Below are 17,886 nucleotides of genomic sequence, written 5' to 3' on the forward strand. Positions count from 1 at the left end.
AAATGGAAATCTTACTGTCTAAAATAATAAAAAAACTTATTTATTTCACATTTACCATTGACAATGATAATGATTTTCATTATCATTTAATGTATATGAGTTCTCGAAAATAAAGGCTACATTTATAGGAGGAATAAAACATGATTATTGTTACAAATACAGCTAAAATTACAAAGGGAAATGGGCATAAATTAATTGAGCGTTTTAATAAAGTAGGTCAAGTCGAAACGATGCCAGGCTTTTTAGGATTAGAAGTTCTTTTAACGCAAAATACAGTTGATTATGATGAAGTAACAATTAGCACACGCTGGAATGCAAAAGAAGATTTCCAAGGTTGGACGAAGAGCTCAGCATTTAAAGATGCTCACTCACATCAAGGCGGGATGCCAGAATATATTCTTGATAATAAAATCACTTACTACAATGTTGAAGTTGTACGTATGCCAATGGCTGCAGCACAGTAAACATATTTCTTTTTTAAAGTATAGAATATGAGAAGCGTTACCACTTCTCATATTCTATACTTTTTTTTACTGTCTCTTTACTAGTTTCGCATGCACGACTAACCTTCCTGCTTCCGGATCCAGTGCATAGTCACACGTCGAAAGTGTTACGATTTGATCACTTGCTGTCAATTTTGTATCCGTTTTGTACAGCGATTTTTCTTGAATTTTCTCCAAAAATGATGTGTATTCCGTATCATTGCTAAAATCCGTTTCAATGTAATAAAAATCAGTTGTTGTTGTATACACCGAGAACACTTCAAGATCATATCCTTCAAATAATGTATCGTAATATAATTTACGATGCGACATGAAGAACTCTTCATCTAACATTTTCTTTAAACTTCCAAACATAGAACCATCTTTCATACGGTGACCATATAAAATAGTATTTCGATTTTGAGATTTCACATCATTACGATAGTCCATAAAAATGCTGCCTGCTCTCATATCTTCACCTTTATAATTACGAAATAAATAGTAATCATTGTCTTTCGCCTGAACGATTGGATAATTAATTTGTGTATCGTCCATCGTAATCCATCCAACTATTTCTTGATTAATTTGCTGCAGAGCTTTGAACTGTTTACGTACTTCTCCGTCTTGTGATTGCTCTTCCATCGGACTCTTTTCATAAATGTTTTGTGCTTCGGCCATTACTTTACGATTTTCATAGTAATCCATGAAAATATCACCTAATTCATATACTGAATAGAAAAAGGTACCTAAAAAAACAACTGTAAGTATTCGTTGAAAAAAAGAATTCTTCTTCCGTTCTTTTTTACTACTCAAATCATCACCTCAAAACGGATTGTTCGCATATTTAAATACCCATTGGGACCATATACAACCCTGTATCTTCATCTTGCTTTACAACGACATCTACACCGTATATCGTCTTTATCATACTTTCTGTCACAACATCATTTGGCTTACCTTTCGTAACAATCTCGCCGTCTTTCATAACGATGATATGATCACTATAGCGAATCGCCTGATTGATATCATGTAATACCATAACGATTGTCAATCCATGTACTTCATTTAACTCTTTTACGAGCTCTAATATTTCAAGTTGATAATAAATATCTAAATATGTTGTCGGTTCATCTAAAAAGAGCATTGGTGTTTTCTGAGCTAGCGTCATGGCAATCCAAACCCGTTGTCTTTCTCCACCAGATAAAGCGTGAATCTCTTTATCACGTTTACTTAGCAAATTCGTACATGCTAAAGCCCTTTCGATTGCGTCTCTATCTTCATCAGTTTGCGAGGAAAAAATATTTTTATGAGGCATACGACCATAACTTGTTAATTTCTCTACCGTCATGTCTGCCGGTGCTTCATTTTGTTGATGGACAATGGCTAACTTTCTAGCAAACTCTTTCGGTTTATATTGACTAATCGCCTTCCCATCGAGTATTATCTCACCGCTACGAGGGTCGTGATTTCTTGACATCACACCAAGTAATGTCGATTTCCCGCAACCGTTTGGACCAATAATTGTTGTAATTTTACCAATTTCTATTTCACTACTAACCGACTTTAATCGATCCGTTACATTATCATACGAAAAGGTTACATTTTTAATTTCCATGAACTTTATCACTCTTTCTAAGCAAGAATATTAAGAATGGGCCACCAATCACTGCCATAATCGTCGCTGCTGGAATTTCGTTAGGTGGCACAATTAACCTTCCAATCGTATCCGCCGTCAAAATTAACAACGCTCCTGCAAGAGCAGAAAATGGAATTAATACTTTATGGTCCGAACCGACTAGTTGTCTTGAAATGTGCGGAACGAGTAATCCTACGAAAGCAACAACACCTGCAATCGCTGTTGATACTGCTGCTAAAAGTACTGCAATAGCAGAAATAATAAGACGAACTCTCGTCACGTGCAAACCTAAGTTTTTCGCAGTCTTATCTTGTAGCGATAATAAGTTACACCAAGCTCCTACAAACAGAGCAAGAATAAGACCTATTGTTCCATATGTAACCATTATTTCTACATCGCCCCACGTCTTCATCGTTATGTTAGAAGTCGTCGTTTGCTTAATACTCTTAATGAAGTATCCGCAAATTGTAATGAACGATTCATTTAATCCAGTGAACATTGCATTAATAGCTATACCAACTAAAATAATGCGAAGCGGACTTAACCCTGACTTCCATGAAAATGCATAAACGAGATAACATGCAAACGCACCACCTAAAAAGGCGAATACGGGTGTCCAGAAAAAAAATTGCGGAAATAACGTAATAATAACAAGTGTCATAAAACTTGCTCCAGAAGATATCCCGATTACCCCAGCATCAGCAAGTGGATTTTTCATAACAGCTTGAAAAAGCACACCTGAAACGGCCAGAGCTGCTCCAGTAAATAGTGCAATAATAATACGTGGGAAACGTAAATCTTTAATTACTTCCACATCTTCATTGGCCCCTGTAAATATCCCTTGTACAAGGTCCACTATCCCTATTTCTAAACTTCCTTTCGTCGCTGACAATGACGTCATAACAATAAGCAATGCAGTAACAATGAGGAAACTCCAAGTTTTTTTATTCATTCCACTCTTCCTTTATATTAAAATGCATCACGGATACATCATTTTTTTCAATTCATCTAACGCTTCAATTGCTGCTAAATTACCTGTCGTCCCAAATAAGCGCTCTTCTAAATCGTAAACACGGTTATTTTTAACTGCAGCGAAATGTTTCCAAATATCATTTGTTTTAAATTCTTTATCAAACATTTTCACAACTTCATCAGGCATACCATGAGCTGCTCGTAAAATAATATCTGGATCAGCTTTTTTTAAATACTCTGTATTAGAAGCTAAATACTCTACTTTCTCACCTTGTACAATGTTTTTACCACCTAATTGTTTCACTAAATCTCCAATATAAGAATGCTCTGTTGCTACTAAATAACTCCCCGGCACACCTAATAAAATAAGCACTGTCGGTTCTTTCTTTCCCTTTACTGCTTTTTGAATCTCTGTAACTTTGTTATCTAACTTCGTTACAACTGCTTCCGCCTGCTTTTCACGTCCATATTGCTTACCTAAATTACTAATGGTATTTTGCATGTTTTTTAAACTAGTTAAGTCTACAAAGTTTGCTTTCATGCCCACACCATCAAAAACTGGCTTTAATTCATATTCAAGTGTTGTCACGGATAATACTTCTGACGGCTTTAATGATTTTACCTTTTCCATATCAGGACTCATCGGATTCCCAACTTCAGGTAAACCTTTATATCTCTTTGGTAAATCTTTCGTACTTGTTGGAACACCAACTAAATCTACTTCTAACGCATCCATAATTTCAGTAACAGCGACTGTCGTGGAAACTACTCTCTCTTTACTCTCACTCTTTACCTGTTTTGCTGCTTCTTTTTTGGGCGTCGAGCATCCAGCTATACTCACTAATAGAATGATAGCCATTAGTACACTAGCAATTTTCTTCACTTTCAATCACCACTCCTTTCCAAACAATATGAAACAAGTCTTGATGCATGCGAACATGCATCAAGACTCCAAAATTACAATCTTCCTGCTCTATATTTACGAACTAATAAAGCAAGTGACCCAAGCAATAGCACCATGTATAAGCCTAGTTGTGCTGTATCTGCCGTTTTTGAGTTTTTCTCTTTTTTCGGATCATTTTTTTGGCCTTCTTTTTTCTTCTTATCATCTGCATTTCGGTTAAAATCAGGATTATCTACTTTTTTTATATTATCTACTTTCGGTGTAATCACTGGATTGTTCGGATCATTTTTCGGATCTTTTTTTGGATCCTCTTTAATCGTTCCTAACGCACCAATATTATTTGTATCAAATTGAATTTGGACATCGTAGAAATGATGGTAGTTCATTTCGTTGATATCAACTTTTACTTTTGCATTTAATTTTGCAAATAAATCACTTACTTCAAATTGCACTACTCTCGTATTTGCATTTTTATCTTCGCTTACTACTTTCGCATCAGCAAAAAGACTGTTATTTTCCGTTTGGAATTTTGTAATCCATGCACTATTTTTCAACGTCATCTCAATGTACTTTTTACCATCTTTAACGATTAATTTTGCCGGATGTACAGTATAGTCATGCATCTTTGAAAGCTCATTTGTTTTATCTTTTAACACTTTAAATGGAATATCATATTGACCATCTACTAAATTTTTCGGATCAACTATTACTTTTGGTTGATTATTTCCATCTTGGTTGTCGTTTCCACCTTGGTTGTCGTTTCCACCTTGGTTGTCGTTTCCACCTTGGTTGTCGTTTCCACCTTGGTTGTCGTTTCCACCTTGGTTGTCGTTTCCACCTTGGTTGTCGTTTCCACCTTGGTTGTCGTTTCCACCTTGGTTGTCGTTTCCACCTTGGTTGTCGTTTCCACCTTGGTTGTCGTTTCCACCTTGGTTGTCGTTTCCACCTTGGTTGTCGTTTCCACCTTGGTTGTCGTTTCCACCTTGGTTGTCGTTTCCACCTTGGTTACCTAAAGCTTTAATACTATCTTGATCAAATACAAATTGAACATCGTAGAAATGGTGATAATTCATCGCATCAATATCTACTTTTACTTTTGCATTTAATTTTTTAAATAAATCATCTACTTCTAACTCTACTACTTTTGTATTTTGCTCTTTATTCTCACTTAACACTTTTGCGTTAACAAAAGAACCATTCTTTTCAAACTCAAATTTTGTAATCCATGTACTGTTCGTTAATGTAAACGATACATACTTCTTACCGTCTTTCACTTTTAGTACAGCTGGACTCTTTGTATATGTGTTCATCATTGAAATTTCTTCTGTTTTATCTTTTAGAACTTTAAAGCCAATGCTGTATTCACCATCTTTTAGTGCTTTTGGATCAATGGTTGTGTTATTACCTTGGTTATTGTTTCCGCCTTGGTTATTGTTTCCGCCTTGGTTATCGTTTCCGCCTTGGTTATCGTTTCCGCCTTGGTTATCGTTTCCACCTTGGTTATCGTTTCCGCCTTGGTTATCGTTTCCGCCTTGGTTATCGTTTCCGCCTTGGTTATCGTTTCCGCCTTGGTTATCGTTTCCGCCTTGGTTATCGTTTCCGCCTTGGTTATCTAACGGTTTAATGCTACCTTTATCAAATGCAAATTGAATGTCGTAGAAATGATGATAATTCATTGAATCGATATCTACTTTTACTTTTGCATTTAACTTTTTAGATAAATCGTCTACTTCTACTTCCACTACGCGTGTATCGGCTTTTTTATCTTCACTTAATACACTCGCATTAACAAACGAACCCTTTTTCTCAAATTCAAACTTTGTAATCCATGCACTATTCGTTAATGTGAATGATACATATTTTTTACCATCTTTCACTTTTAACACGCCTGGACTCTTTGTATACGTGTTCATCATTGAAATTTCTTCTGTTTGATCTTTTAAAGCTTTGAAATTGATGCTGTATTCACCGTCTTTCATTGTTTCAGCATCTGGTTTTTCTACTTCCGGCTTTTTATCACCGTCTGGTTGCTTTTCTTCGTTCTTAATCGGCTCAAGTTTATCTTGATTAAATTGAAGTTGTAATTCATGCGTTTGTTTATAATTTTGTGATGCCACTTCAATAAATACTTTTGTATTCAACTTGTTAGATAAACTGTCTACTTCAAATTCTACTACTCTTGTATTTTTCTCTTTATCTTCACTTACTACTTTCACATCAACAAATGAACCCTCTTTTTTTGTTTGGAAATTTTTAATTGATGCGTTATCTGTTAATGTTACAGTCGCTTTTTTCTTACCGTTTTCTACTTTTAATACTGCTGGACTTATTAGCTTGTCTTTCATTCTAGATTCTTCATCTGTCTTATCTTTTAATACTTTAAATGGAATACTGTACTCTCCATCTTTAATTGTTTCAATTTCTGGTTTTTCTACTTCCGGCTTTTTATCTCCATCCGGTTGTTTCTCTTCATTTTTAATTTGTTCAAGTTTATCTTGTTCAAATAAAAGTTGTACATTATGTGTTTGCTTGTAACCTTGTGATGCCACTTCAATAAATACTTTTGTATTTATTTTTTTAGATAAATCGTCTACTTCAAATTCTACTACTCTTGTATCTTTTTCTTTATCTTCACTCACTACTTTTGCATCAGCAAATGCGCCATCTTTTTCCGTTTGGAAATTTTTAATTAATGAACTACTTTTTAATGTTACAAACGCTTTTTTCTTACCGTTTTCTACTTTTAATACTCCTGGATTTACCATGTAAGTATTCATCTTAGATTCTTCGTCTGTTTGATCTTTTAACACTTTAAATGGAATACTGTACTCTCCATCTTTAATTGTGTTAGAATTTGGTTGTTGATCTGGGTCAGGCTTTTGGTCGGGCTTCTGACTTGGATCCGGATTTTCATTTGGATCTGGCTTATTAGCTGGGTCCTCTTTTTCATTTGGTTGTTCTACATGAATCGGTGTAATACTATTTTGATCAAATACAATGCGTACATCATAATCATGATGATAATTTAAAAAGTCTATGTCTACTTTTACTTTCGCATTTAATACTTTCTCTACATCGTCCACTTCAAATTCTACTACTCTTGTATCTTTTTCTTTATCTTCACTAATTACATTTGTCGCAACAAACTGGCCATTTTTTTCTGTTTCAAACTTTGTAATCCATGAACTATGTTCTAACGTAAAGGATACCTTCTTCTTCCCATCCTTCACTTTTAAAGTTCCTGGACTTACAGAGTATTGATTCATCATAGATTCTTCATCTGATGTGTCCTTAAGAACTTTGAAACCGATTGAATATTCACCATCAGTCAACTGGGTAGCTGCTTGAACTGCAAGTGGTTGTAATGTTGATACGAATGTAAATACCATTAAAAACATAGCAACAATAATTTTTACATACCTGTTCAATGGAACGACTCTCCCTTTTGAAAATTTTTTAATTATTTAATACTGTTCCCATCAAATACAAAACGAATATCATATGAAGCGTTATAATTAATAATTGGGATATTAATTTTCACCTTGCCATTTAGTTTTTTTGACAAGTCAGCAACTTCAAATTCTACAACTCTAGTATTCACTTTTGTATTTTCACTTAACACAGTAGCTTCTACGAATTGACCATTTTTTTCTACTTGTAAACTTTTAATAGAAGTACTATCTTTCACTTTGAATGAAACATATTGTTTTCCATCTTTAACTGTTAATGTTGCCGGACTTTCAAAATAACTATTCATTCTAGACGATTCATCTTTATCGCCTTTCCATACAGTAAAAGCAATATTATATTTTCCATCAGCTACTTTTGTAGCAGCCTTTGTATCTTGTGAACCTAGTGTTGCTATAAACGTAAATAAAACAGCAAATACGGCAATAATCATTTTAAATTGTTTAAACATATATTCATCACCCTTCAAAAGATTTATTTACTTAACTTCACTTTACGAATTAAGAAAACACCTGAAATAAGAATTAACGCTGCAAATAATCCGATGCGTGCTTCATCGCCTGTTTTTGGGTTATCTGTTTTTTCAGCTTTACCGCTTTCATTTGTTCCTTTGTTCGCCTCTTTATTTGCTTCTTTACTCTCTTCTTTCTTCACTTCTTCTTTTACTTTTGTATCTGTTTTTGTTTGATCATTATTCTTTGTTGCAGTAATTGCTTTATTTTCTCCGCCTACCGCTTTTACATCTGCATCAAATGCAAAGCGAATTGTGTAGTTATGGTCATAATTTACGTTAGGTACAACAACATGAATTTTTGCAGCTGCTGGCTTAGATAAATCGTCTATTTTAAACTCTACAGTTCTTTTATCTGCTGATTCATCTTTACTAACAACTTTTGCATCAACAAAATTCCCGTTCTCAGGTGCTTTAAATTCTGTAATCCAAGCACTATGATTCATCGGAATTTGCACTCTCATCTCACCATTTTTTACAACTAACTTAGCTGGTTTTTCAAAATAATCATTTGCCATTGAAGCTGAATCATTTTCCGCTTTTTGAATGACATAGTTAATATCATAAGTACCGTCAGCTAGTTGTGCTGAAGCTTTCCCATATGGCATGACAAGAAAAGCTAGCATACATACGAACGTTATAATAAAAGCGGGTAATACAGAAATCTTTCTCATTTGGCTTACTTCCTCCTTGTTTATCTTTCATCCACACTTTTTTGAAAATGATAATTATTCTCAATTTATAAGAAAAAAATAATAATCCTCTACCATTATTTAATTGTACTTTCTTTATGTACTGTAGACATTATTGATTATCATTCTCACTTGATGTTAAAAATAATATCCCCCTCTATTCCGTATAAAGAGCGATTCATATTTTAACATAAGTCCCTATCCCATTTGTTGATTATCATTCTCAATGAAACTCAAAAAAAATAAAACTATCCATTTTCCTACTCTATCACCTCTATCTACAAAAATGATATCGTTATAGAAAACCTTATACCTTTCACTCCTCACTTCCCTTCCAATATTTCCACAACTAAGTCAATCTTAGCCTACTCGTAAATTTTTTGTCAACTATATTACGTATAAAATTTTTAATATCTAAATTTCTCTATATACGGCTTTTTCTACAAAAAAAGAGGCTTTCTTTGATAGAAAGCCTCTTTCCTCTATTTTTCTACAGCAATTTCCTGCTTTTGAAACTTAGAAACTATATAACCAAATCCTATACCGATTATGCCTGGAACTAACCAGCCAATGCCTACACTATATAATGGAATCTTATCTAAAATAGGGGCTAGCGCTGCAATTTGAAGATTTGCATTATGCAATCCATCAAAGAAGCTAATTGCAAATGCGCCTACAATACCGCCTACATACATAGCTAATGGAAGACGAATATAGTTTTCAACAAGTGATAATACAATCAGTACGATACCAATTGGGTAAATTGCAATTAAAATCGGTAATGCTAATGCGTTTAACTGAGTTAACCCAAGGTTTGCTACCATAAATGCTAATACACAGAAGATGAAAACAACCTTTTGATAAGAAAGCTTTGGTAATAAGGAAGAAAAATATTCCCCACAAGCTGCAACAATACCTACAGAAGTTGTTAAACATGCCGCTGTAATTGCGATCCCTAATAATAAAGTTCCGTAACTACCAAATAAATGATTTACAACGTTTGTTAAAATAATTCCTCCGTTTGCCCCCATTCCAAGAGACACACTAGAAGCTCCCAGATAAGCAAGTGCTAAATAAACAAGTAGTAAACCGAGCGCTGCAATAAATCCTGCAAAGATTGTTACTTTTGCAATGCTGTTCTTATTTGTAACGCCTTTTGCTTTTAAAGCATTAATAACAACATTTCCGAAAACAAGTGCTGCAAGTCCATCTAAAGTTAAATATCCATCAATAAAACCTTTAAAGAGCGGAGCATTATATGCTTCTGTCGGTGCACCAAATTCTCCAATTGGTGTAATAATTGCTTTACCTACGATAATTGCTATAACAGCTAACAAAATTGGAGTTAATACTTTACCGATGCGGCCCACTAATTTCGATGGGTTTAAAGCTAAATAGAAAGTTACTGCAAAGAAAATGAATGTAAAGATAACAAGTGGATACGATTGACCAGCTATCTCACTTGGTAAAAACGGTGCAACACTCATTTCATAAGCAACTGTTCCTGTACGCGGAACACTTACGAATACGCCTAAACATAAATAAATTGCAGTGATAAAAACAAGTGCGAATACAGGGTGTACACGTCCCGCTAGCTCATTAATATCTCCCTTTAGAGCTATAACAATTACCCCTAATAAAGGTAATCCAACACCTGTTACGATAAAGCCAAATAACGCGATCCATACGTCTGTTCCAGCACCTTGCCCTAAAGCCGGCGGGAAAATCATATTACCTGCACCGAAAAATAGTGCAAACAACATTAAACTTATTGCAAACATCTCAGAAAACTTTAAAGATGATTTCATTTCTACTAACCTCCTAAATAATTTATTGACAAAATATTCTGAATTAAAACCCGTCATATGTCCTCTTTCAAGCATACTTCCCCGTAAAAGAACGCAAAAAACACCCGTCCCTAACAAAGGGACGAGTGTTGAAATCGTGGTTCCACCCTTATTCTAATAAAATGAATTTATAACAAAATAAGCTCATTTTATAGCTCGTGTAAATTGATAACGGTTTTATCCGCCAAGAATTACAATGCATCATGCAGTTCACTCTTGAAGTTTAGAGGTGGTAAGTTTGTCTTTCCGTATTAGGAAGCTCACAGCCTAGGCTTCCCTCTCTGAGAATCGTCAAAAACAACTCATGTCCTCATCATTACTTTTATAAAATATCTTGTCGAAACTTGTTGTTTTTTATTATATGGGCTATTTTTTAAAAAATCAATAGTTTTATTTTTTCTGACAAAAAAATATAGGGAGAAAATTTTCCCTCCCTATAACTGCCCTATTAATATTTCTAATTCCTCAGCTGTAACGCTCCGCCATTTTCCGACTTCTAGATCATCTAGCTCTATATTCATAATACGAATTCGTTTTAGCTTAGTTACAGTAAACCCGAAAGCACGGCTCATTCTACGAATTTGTCTGTTCATTCCTTGCGTTAAAACGATGCGAAATGTAAATTGATCCACTCTCGTCACTTTACATGGCTTCGTCATTCCATCCTTAATCTTTACACCGCTAGACATCTCATCAATAAACCAATCTGTAAATTGCTTATCAACCGTAACAATATATTCTTTCTCGTGTTCATGATCTCCGTGTAAAATTTGATTGGCAATCCCACCGTTATTCGTTAATAAAATTAATCCTTCCGACGCTTTATCTAATCGCCCAACAGGAAAGATACGCTCTGGGTAATTGATATAATCAATAATATTATCTTCAATATGCTCGGCTGCTGTACAAGTAATGCCAACTGGTTTATGAAAGGCAATATACACCTTTTCCTTCTCTTCTTTTGCAATAACCTGTCCATCAATCGTTACCACATCACCATCGCTCACGAGTGCACCGTGCGTACATATTTCGCCGTTAATCGCCACGCGTCCTGCTTTAATGAGACGGTCTGTTTCGCGTCTTGAGCAAGATTTTGCTTCGCTTATGTATTGGTTGATTTTCATAGCTTATTCCTTTTCATATATATTAAAAGCGTCAATCTATGGCAATATCATTATGCCACGATTGACGCTCGTTTACTTCGCAAAAACAACTAAATAAATAACCCCAATCACCAAAAATATTCCGCAACAAGCTAACAATACTTTTGCAAGTTTGTCCATAAACATATAGTGGTTCCCCTTTGTTTCGTTGTTTGCTATTTTAATTCGACAACTGTTACGCCTAGGCCTCCCTCGCCCATGTCACCGTAGCGGTAGTTTTTCACACCGCGATGTTTCTTCAAGTAATCTTGTACACCTTGGCGAAGCGCTCCTGTTCCTTTACCGTGAATAATTGATACGCGCGGATAGCTTGCAAGCTGTGCATCATCTAAATATTTTTCAACGCGCATCATTGCATCTTCATAACGTTCACCGCGAAGATCAAGCTCTAACGAAACGTGATAATCTCTACCCTTCACACTTGCAACTGCTTTTTTCTCAGTTTGCTTCGGTGTATTAATGTATTCCATATTGGATTCTTTCACTTTCATCTTCAGAATACCAATTTGTACGCTCCACTCTGTATCACTTACTTTTTCAAGTAATTGACCTTTTTGACCAAACGTTAACACTTTTACTTCATCACCTGCGCGTAATTGTTGTTTTGGCGCTGTGTTTTTCACGTTTACTTTTTGTTTCTTCACAAGCTCTGGCGCCGCACCTTCTAGACGGCTCTTTGCTTCAATAAGCTCATGGTCTTTCACGTTTATAAGCTGTGCTTTACGCAATTGACGAAGTTCTTGAATAATGCCTTCTGCTTCTTTCTTTGCAGCTTCGACTTTTTCTTCCCCTTCTTTTTGCGCTTTTAATAATTTTTCATCGCGCTCATCATTAAATTCAATAATTTGACGCTGTAATTCGCGATGCAGTTTTTCAGATTGCTTACGAAGTGCTTCGGCTTCGTTCCAGTCACGTTCTGCATTCTTTTGACTTTCTTCTAACTTCGCAATCATATTTTCAATTTTGTTTGTATCTGTACTAATGTGGTTACGAGCTTGATCAATCACGCGATCAGATAATCCAAGGCGCTTCGAAATTTCAAAGGCATTACTACGTCCTGGTACACCGATTAATAATTTATACGTTGGGCTTAATGTGTTCACGTCGAACTCAACGCTCGCATTAATAACTTTCTCACGGTTATATCCGTATGCTTTTAATTCTGGGTAATGCGTCGTAGCAACAACGCGAGCACCACGATTACATACTTCATCTAAAATTGAAATTGCTAATGCAGCCCCTTCTTGCGGGTCTGTTCCAGCACCTAATTCATCGAATAAAACTAAGCTTTCAAAATCAGCTTTTTCTAAAATATCAACAATATTCACCATATGTGAGGAGAACGTACTTAAACTTTGTTCAATCGATTGCTCATCACCGATATCGGCAAAGATATTTTTAAATACACAAATCTCTGATTCATCCATTACTGGAATGTGAAGGCCAGATTGCGCCATTAATACACAAATACCAACTGTTTTCAGCGTAACTGTTTTACCACCTGTATTCGGTCCTGTAATAACAATTGTCGTGAAATCTTTCCCTAACATAATGTTATTTGGCACGATAATTTCTGAATCAATAAGTGGATGACGTGCTTGTCTTAAATCCATATAGCGCTCGTTATTTACGATTGGTTTCGTTGCTTTTATACGCTTCGCATAAAAAGCTTTCGCAAAAATAAAGTCAAGATTCGCAACTACTTCTACATTAGATAAAACGATATCCGCTTCTACTGCCACTTCTTCTGTTAACATGAATAAGATGCGTTCGATTTCTTGTTTTTCTTTCACTCGTGCTTCTTGAAGCGCGTTATTTAACTCTACAATGACTTGTGGTTCAATAAATAACGTTTGCCCAGAAGCTGATTGATCGTGGACAATACCACCATATACACCGCGGTATTCTTGTTTTACTGGGATTACGTAACGTTCGTTACGAATCGTTACAATCGCGTCAGACAGCATCTTTTGCGCGTTGGAAGAACGCGTCATGTTTTCTAACTTTTCACGAATACGGCTTTCCGCAGTACGAATTTGAGTACGAATACCACGCAGTTTATCACTTGCGCTATCGACTACTTCTCCGCCGTCACCGATACAATTTGTAATTTTCTTTTCTAAATCATATAAAGATATAATTTGAGCGACATGAGTTTCTAAAATTGGAAGCTCGACACCATTATCAACCATATCTTCAATGAAACGTTTCATATTGCGACTACCATACATCGTATTGGCAATATCAAGTAGTTCATTCGGGCTTAACATACTTCCAATCTTTGCACGCTTCACATTTGAGCGAATATCCGTAATACCACCTAATGGTGCACTACCTTTTAAACGAATGACTTTCGCTGCTTCATCCGTTGTATCTTGCATTTCTACAATTTCTTCAAAATCAGTGCTCGGCACTAAATGCTTCACTTTGTCACGGCCAAGTGAAGAGGCTGTATGTTCAAGTAATTGTTCTTTTACTTTATTGTATTCTAATACACGCAACGTTCTTTCTAACATGTTGCAGGTCCCCCTTGTGTTACTTATTACGTTTAATATAGTCTAATAAACGTTCAATATCCCACGTGTTAATTACGTTATCTTTTTGAATCCAACCTTTACGTGCTGCTGCTACACCTGTTTCCATATCTTCTAACATTTCAAGCGTATGAGCATCCGTATTAATCGCTACTTTTACACCAGCATCTTGTGCTTGTTTTAATAATTTCGCGCTTAAATCTAGACGGTTTGGATTCGCATTTAATTCTAAAACTGTATTTGTTTCTTTTGCGAGCTCGATTAATAAATCTGTATCCACATCATAGCCCTCGCGGCGTCCAAGAAGACGTCCTGTCGGATGAGCAATCATTGTGACATGCTTATTATCCAGCGCAGCACGAAGACGTTTCATAATCGTTTCACGGTCTTGTGAGAAGCTAGAGTGAATCGCTCCAATGACATAATCTAATTCTGCTAATACTTCATCATCAAAATCAAGTGTTGCATCCGGTAAAATATCCATTTCAATTCCGCGTAAAATTGTAATGTCTGGATACTTTTCGTTCATACGTTCAATTTCTTTTGCCTGTTCACGAAGGCGTTCTTTCGTTAAACCATTCGCTACTTTTAAGTATTGTGAATGGTCGGTAATTGCCATAAATTTATAACCACGAGCACGACATGCCTGTACCATTTCCTCAATCGAAAAGGCACCGTCACTCCACGTTGTATGCATATGTAAATCACCTTGTATATCAGAGAACTGAATTAAGTTCGGATACTCTTTAATTAATTCAATTTCTTTTCCATCTTCACGCACTTCTGGTGGGATGAATGGAAGACCGAAATGAGCGAAGAACTCCTCTTCTGTTTCAAATGTTCTCACTTCACCTGTTTCTAAGTTTTCTACACCGTACTCACTAATTTTCTCGCCTCTATCTTTCGCGATTTGGCGCATTTTTACGTTATGGTCTTTTGATCCTGTGAAATGGTGAAGGGTTGTAATAAATTCTTCTGGTTTTACTAGACGGAAATCGATTGAAATATCATATTCATATTGAAGACGAACAGAAACTTTCGTATCTCCACTTGCGATTACTTCAATCATATTATCAAATTGCAGTAAATGCTCACGTACTGCAGCTGGTTCTGTCGTTGCAATGATAAAGTCTAAATCTTTCACTGTTTCACGAACACGGCGCAAACTACCAGCACGAGAGAAACGAATTACTTCAGCAATATTCGACAATTTCTCCTCTATTTCCCCGGCAATAGGCAATACCATTGCGATTGGTAAACGCTCTGGACGAGATCCTACTTGATCGATTGCTTCTAATATTTTCTCTTCTGTCTTCTTACCGAAGCCTGCTAAAGCTTGTACTTTATTTTCCTCACAAACCGCTTTTAGCGATTCCATATCAACAACACCAAGTTCTTTATATAACTTAGCCAGCTTTTTACCACCAAGTCCTGGCAATTTTAATAACGGTAATAAGCTACTTGGAACTTCTTTCTCAAGCTCTTGTAATACTTCAGATGCTCCCGATTCTATATATTCTTGAATAACTGCTGCTGTTCCTTTTCCAATGCCCGGAATCTTCGTAAAATCTTCAATCTCAGAAAGACTACGATCATCACTTTCTAGTGCTGCTGCCGCTTTACGAAATGCAGATATTTTAAATGGATTCGCGCCCTTTAGTTCCATAAACAGGCCGATTGTCTCTAGTAATTTAATAACTTGTTTTTTATTTACTTTCATCATTACCCCGCCTTTCCTTCATAGAAAAAAACTCCTCTTTCCGAAAAAAGAGAAGTTATACTCTGCTACCTGTCTGCCATAGTTCCTTCACCTTTTCAGAAAGAATCGGTGTATCGTCTACAATTATTTTGCTAATTGATGATTTTTGTAATGGTGTTTGTATTTGTTCAATTGGAAGAATGTTTCCAACGATAATTAAAACAAACAAAATAATATATACTTCTAAAAATCCGAGGATTGCCCCCGCAAACGCATTGACTTGCTTTAAAACCGGTATTTCTGCAAACATATTTAACAAATTACCAAGTAATGAAAGTGCAATTTTTGTAATAATAAACAATATGATAAACGCAAGTGCTTGATAAAATACTGTTTCAATATTATTTGCATCAATCCATTCTGGAACAGATACGTTTTTATCAAATGGATACGGAATAAATTTCGCAAGTGCTGGCGCTAAATCTTTACAGTACCAGTATGCAACAAGGTATGCGATAATAAAGCTTGTTAACTTTACAAGTTGCAGAATAAACCCTCTGCGTAAGCCGAGGAAAAATCCCATAACAAGCAGTAAAATGATAATAATATCAATCATGTTATTCCATTCCTTTTTTTGTCATACTTTCTTTCAATTTCTCATGTTCTTCTTTTAATTTTATGTAATCGTGTATGACGTTTACCGCCGTCAATACCGCTAGTCTACTCGTGTCAAGCGAAGGATTCTTGGCATTGAGTTCGCGCATTTTATCATCCACAATCGCTGCTACCATGCGGATATGACTTGTACTTTCATCGCCAACAACTGAATATTGTTGACCATAGATTTCTACATTAATTCGACTTTTCTTTCCCTTTTGTTGTGACAACTCACCGGCCTCCAATCACGTACAGAATCCTAAAGTTTATCATACCATGAACCATCATATTATGGAAACAGAAAGAACAATCCGATATGATAAAAATAACAATATAAAAAAGGAGCGACCATCTTGTCAAATTCTATCGTAATACAAACAAGTTCCACAGTAATTGAAGACATGAAACAACAATACAAACAAGCGCTTAGTCCAAAAACCCCACAAGGCGGGATCTTCATGGCAAAGGTGCCATCTTGCACGATTACAGCTTATAAATCTGGAAAAGTAATGTTCCAAGGTGGCCGTGCTGAAGCAGAAGCTTCTCGTTGGCAAACTGTCTCTCAAACACCGAAAACAGCTGTAAAAAAAGCTGTCGATTCACACCGTTATGCACCGCCTGCTTCCATCAGTACAATGTCTATCGTAGGGTCAGATGAAGTTGGTACTGGTGATTTCTTCGGACCGATGACAGTAGTTGCTGTATATGTGGATGCGAAGCAAATCCCATTGTTAAAAGAACTTGGTGTAAAAGACTCTAAAAACTTAAATGACAATCAAATTACTGCCATTGCAAAACAACTTCTACACGTTGTTCCTTACAGCTCTCTTGTCCTTCATAATGAAAAATATAACGAGCTATTTGATAAAGGAAACAACCAAGGTAAGTTAAAAGCTTTACTACATAATAAAGCTATTACAAACTTATTAGCTAAAATTGCACCTACAAAGCCTGAAGGCGTCTTAATCGATCAATTCACACAACCTGATACATACTATAAATATTTAGCTAAACAAAAACAGGTACAGCGTGAAAATGTTTACTTCGCGACGAAAGGCGAAAGCGTCCATTTAGCAGTAGCCGCTGCTTCTATTTTAGCTCGTTACTCATTCGTAAAACAGTTTGACGAATTAAGCAAAAAAGCTGGTATGCCACTTCCAAAAGGTGCCGGTAAACAAGTTGATATCGCCGCTGCTAAATTAATTCAAAAGCTTGGTAAAGAACGATTACCTGAGTTTGTGAAAATGCATTTCGCTAATAAGGAGAAGGCGTTTCGCTTATTAAAATAGTATCGACAAAAACAGGAGGCTACAAACTCCTG

The 17,886-nt window shown here is 35.8% G+C and carries 15 protein-coding genes and 1 other annotated feature; of the genes, 2 read left to right on the plus strand and 13 right to left on the minus strand.

All coding sequences use genetic code 11. The features are described from left to right. Positions 1 to 140: 140 nt before the first annotated feature. Positions 141 to 464, plus strand: coding sequence for a heme oxygenase (gene isdG / locus NHG49_RS22980; RefSeq protein ID WP_000587825.1), 324 nt, complete (start codon positions 141 to 143; stop codon positions 462 to 464). A gap of 66 nt (positions 465 to 530) precedes the next feature. Here isdG and srtB read toward each other — a convergent pair whose 3' ends face one another. The 13 genes from srtB to zapA all read right to left on the minus strand — a co-directional run bounded on the left by srtB (position 531) and on the right by zapA (position 16,795). Next, positions 531 to 1,295, minus strand: a complete 765-nt coding sequence (gene srtB / locus NHG49_RS22985) for a class B sortase (protein ID WP_087982261.1) — start codon at positions 1,293 to 1,295, stop codon at positions 531 to 533. Positions 1,296 to 1,326: 31 nt separating this feature from the next. Then, positions 1,327 to 2,097, minus strand: a complete 771-nt coding sequence (locus NHG49_RS22990) for an ABC transporter ATP-binding protein (protein WP_098102913.1) — start codon at positions 2,095 to 2,097, stop codon at positions 1,327 to 1,329. Then, positions 2,087 to 3,070 (minus strand): FecCD family ABC transporter permease, encoded by a 984-nt coding sequence (locus NHG49_RS22995; RefSeq protein ID WP_258126549.1) that lies wholly within the window; start codon positions 3,068 to 3,070, stop codon positions 2,087 to 2,089. The genes NHG49_RS22990 and NHG49_RS22995 overlap by 11 nt, the downstream gene beginning before the upstream one ends. 27 nt (positions 3,071 to 3,097) lie before the next feature. Continuing rightward, the gene (gene isdE, locus NHG49_RS23000) at positions 3,098 to 3,979 is read right to left on the minus strand and encodes a heme ABC transporter substrate-binding protein IsdE (protein ID WP_064474637.1); all 882 of its coding nucleotides are present in this window, start codon (positions 3,977 to 3,979) and stop codon (positions 3,098 to 3,100) included. 68 nt (positions 3,980 to 4,047) lie between these two features. Beyond that, a complete protein-coding gene (locus tag NHG49_RS23005) occupies positions 4,048 to 7,422 on the minus strand; it encodes an NEAT domain-containing protein (protein WP_258126552.1) in 3,375 nt (1,124 codons plus the stop codon). 32 nt (positions 7,423 to 7,454) lie between these two features. Next, positions 7,455 to 7,913 carry an NEAT domain-containing protein gene (locus NHG49_RS23010; RefSeq protein WP_258126555.1) on the minus strand — a complete coding sequence of 153 codons (459 nt, stop codon included), beginning with the start codon at positions 7,911 to 7,913 and terminating at the stop codon, positions 7,455 to 7,457. Between the two features lie 23 nt (positions 7,914 to 7,936). Continuing rightward, positions 7,937 to 8,647 (minus strand): heme uptake protein IsdC, encoded by a 711-nt coding sequence (gene isdC / locus NHG49_RS23015; RefSeq protein WP_064474634.1) that lies wholly within the window; start codon positions 8,645 to 8,647, stop codon positions 7,937 to 7,939. 500 nt (positions 8,648 to 9,147) lie between these two features. Further along, a complete protein-coding gene (gene brnQ6 / locus NHG49_RS23020; RefSeq protein ID WP_064474633.1) occupies positions 9,148 to 10,473 on the minus strand; it encodes a branched-chain amino acid transport system II carrier protein BrnQ6 in 1,326 nt (441 codons plus the stop codon). A gap of 114 nt (positions 10,474 to 10,587) precedes the next feature. Then, positions 10,588 to 10,838: a binding site (T-box leader), on the minus strand. Between the two features lie 108 nt (positions 10,839 to 10,946). Further along, the gene (locus NHG49_RS23025) at positions 10,947 to 11,636 is read right to left on the minus strand and encodes a 23S rRNA pseudouridine(2604) synthase RluF (protein WP_064474632.1); all 690 of its coding nucleotides are present in this window, start codon (positions 11,634 to 11,636) and stop codon (positions 10,947 to 10,949) included. Between the two features lie 194 nt (positions 11,637 to 11,830). Next, entirely contained in the window at positions 11,831 to 14,191 is a 2,361-nt protein-coding gene (locus NHG49_RS23030; protein WP_064474631.1) for an endonuclease MutS2, read from the minus strand. A gap of 19 nt (positions 14,192 to 14,210) precedes the next feature. Further along, positions 14,211 to 15,929 carry a DNA polymerase/3'-5' exonuclease PolX gene (polX, locus tag NHG49_RS23035; RefSeq protein ID WP_064474630.1) on the minus strand — a complete coding sequence of 573 codons (1,719 nt, stop codon included), beginning with the start codon at positions 15,927 to 15,929 and terminating at the stop codon, positions 14,211 to 14,213. Between the two features lie 55 nt (positions 15,930 to 15,984). Beyond that, a complete protein-coding gene (locus tag NHG49_RS23040; RefSeq protein ID WP_000565411.1) occupies positions 15,985 to 16,524 on the minus strand; it encodes a CvpA family protein in 540 nt (179 codons plus the stop codon). Between the two features lies 1 nt (position 16,525). Next, the gene (zapA, locus tag NHG49_RS23045; protein WP_000082701.1) at positions 16,526 to 16,795 is read right to left on the minus strand and encodes a cell division protein ZapA; all 270 of its coding nucleotides are present in this window, start codon (positions 16,793 to 16,795) and stop codon (positions 16,526 to 16,528) included. A 123-nt stretch (positions 16,796 to 16,918) separates the two neighbouring features. Here zapA and rnhC point away from each other — a divergent pair, with 123 nt between their 5' ends. After that, entirely contained in the window at positions 16,919 to 17,854 is a 936-nt protein-coding gene (gene rnhC / locus NHG49_RS23050) for a ribonuclease HIII (RefSeq protein WP_088048035.1), read from the plus strand. Positions 17,855 to 17,886: the final 32 nt, after the last annotated feature.

The sequence above is a fragment of the Bacillus sp. IBL03825 genome (assembly GCF_024712505.1).
GTDB classification, from domain to species: Bacteria; Bacillota; Bacilli; order Bacillales; family Bacillaceae_G; genus Bacillus_A; species Bacillus_A wiedmannii.

What these genes read in the sequence shown, in the direction of transcription:
- isdG (WP_000587825.1), top strand. Translation starts at nt 141, where the DNA reads ATGATTATTGTTACAAATACAGCTAAAATTACAAAGGGAAATGGGCAT.
- NHG49_RS22990 (WP_098102913.1), bottom strand. Translation starts at nt 2,097, where the DNA reads ATGGAAATTAAAAATGTAACCTTTTCGTATGATAATGTAACGGATCGA.
- NHG49_RS22995 (WP_258126549.1), bottom strand. Translation starts at nt 3,070, where the DNA reads ATGAATAAAAAAACTTGGAGTTTCCTCATTGTTACTGCATTGCTTATT.
- NHG49_RS23010 (WP_258126555.1), bottom strand. Translation starts at nt 7,913, where the DNA reads ATGTTTAAACAATTTAAAATGATTATTGCCGTATTTGCTGTTTTATTT.
- isdC (WP_064474634.1), bottom strand. Translation starts at nt 8,647, where the DNA reads ATGAGAAAGATTTCTGTATTACCCGCTTTTATTATAACGTTCGTATGT.
- brnQ6 (WP_064474633.1), bottom strand. Translation starts at nt 10,473, where the DNA reads ATGAAATCATCTTTAAAGTTTTCTGAGATGTTTGCAATAAGTTTAATG.
- NHG49_RS23025 (WP_064474632.1), bottom strand. Translation starts at nt 11,636, where the DNA reads ATGAAAATCAACCAATACATAAGCGAAGCAAAATCTTGCTCAAGACGC.
- NHG49_RS23030 (WP_064474631.1), bottom strand. Translation starts at nt 14,191, where the DNA reads ATGTTAGAAAGAACGTTGCGTGTATTAGAATACAATAAAGTAAAAGAA.
- polX (WP_064474630.1), bottom strand. Translation starts at nt 15,929, where the DNA reads ATGAAAGTAAATAAAAAACAAGTTATTAAATTACTAGAGACAATCGGC.
- NHG49_RS23040 (WP_000565411.1), bottom strand. Translation starts at nt 16,524, where the DNA reads ATGATTGATATTATTATCATTTTACTGCTTGTTATGGGATTTTTCCTC.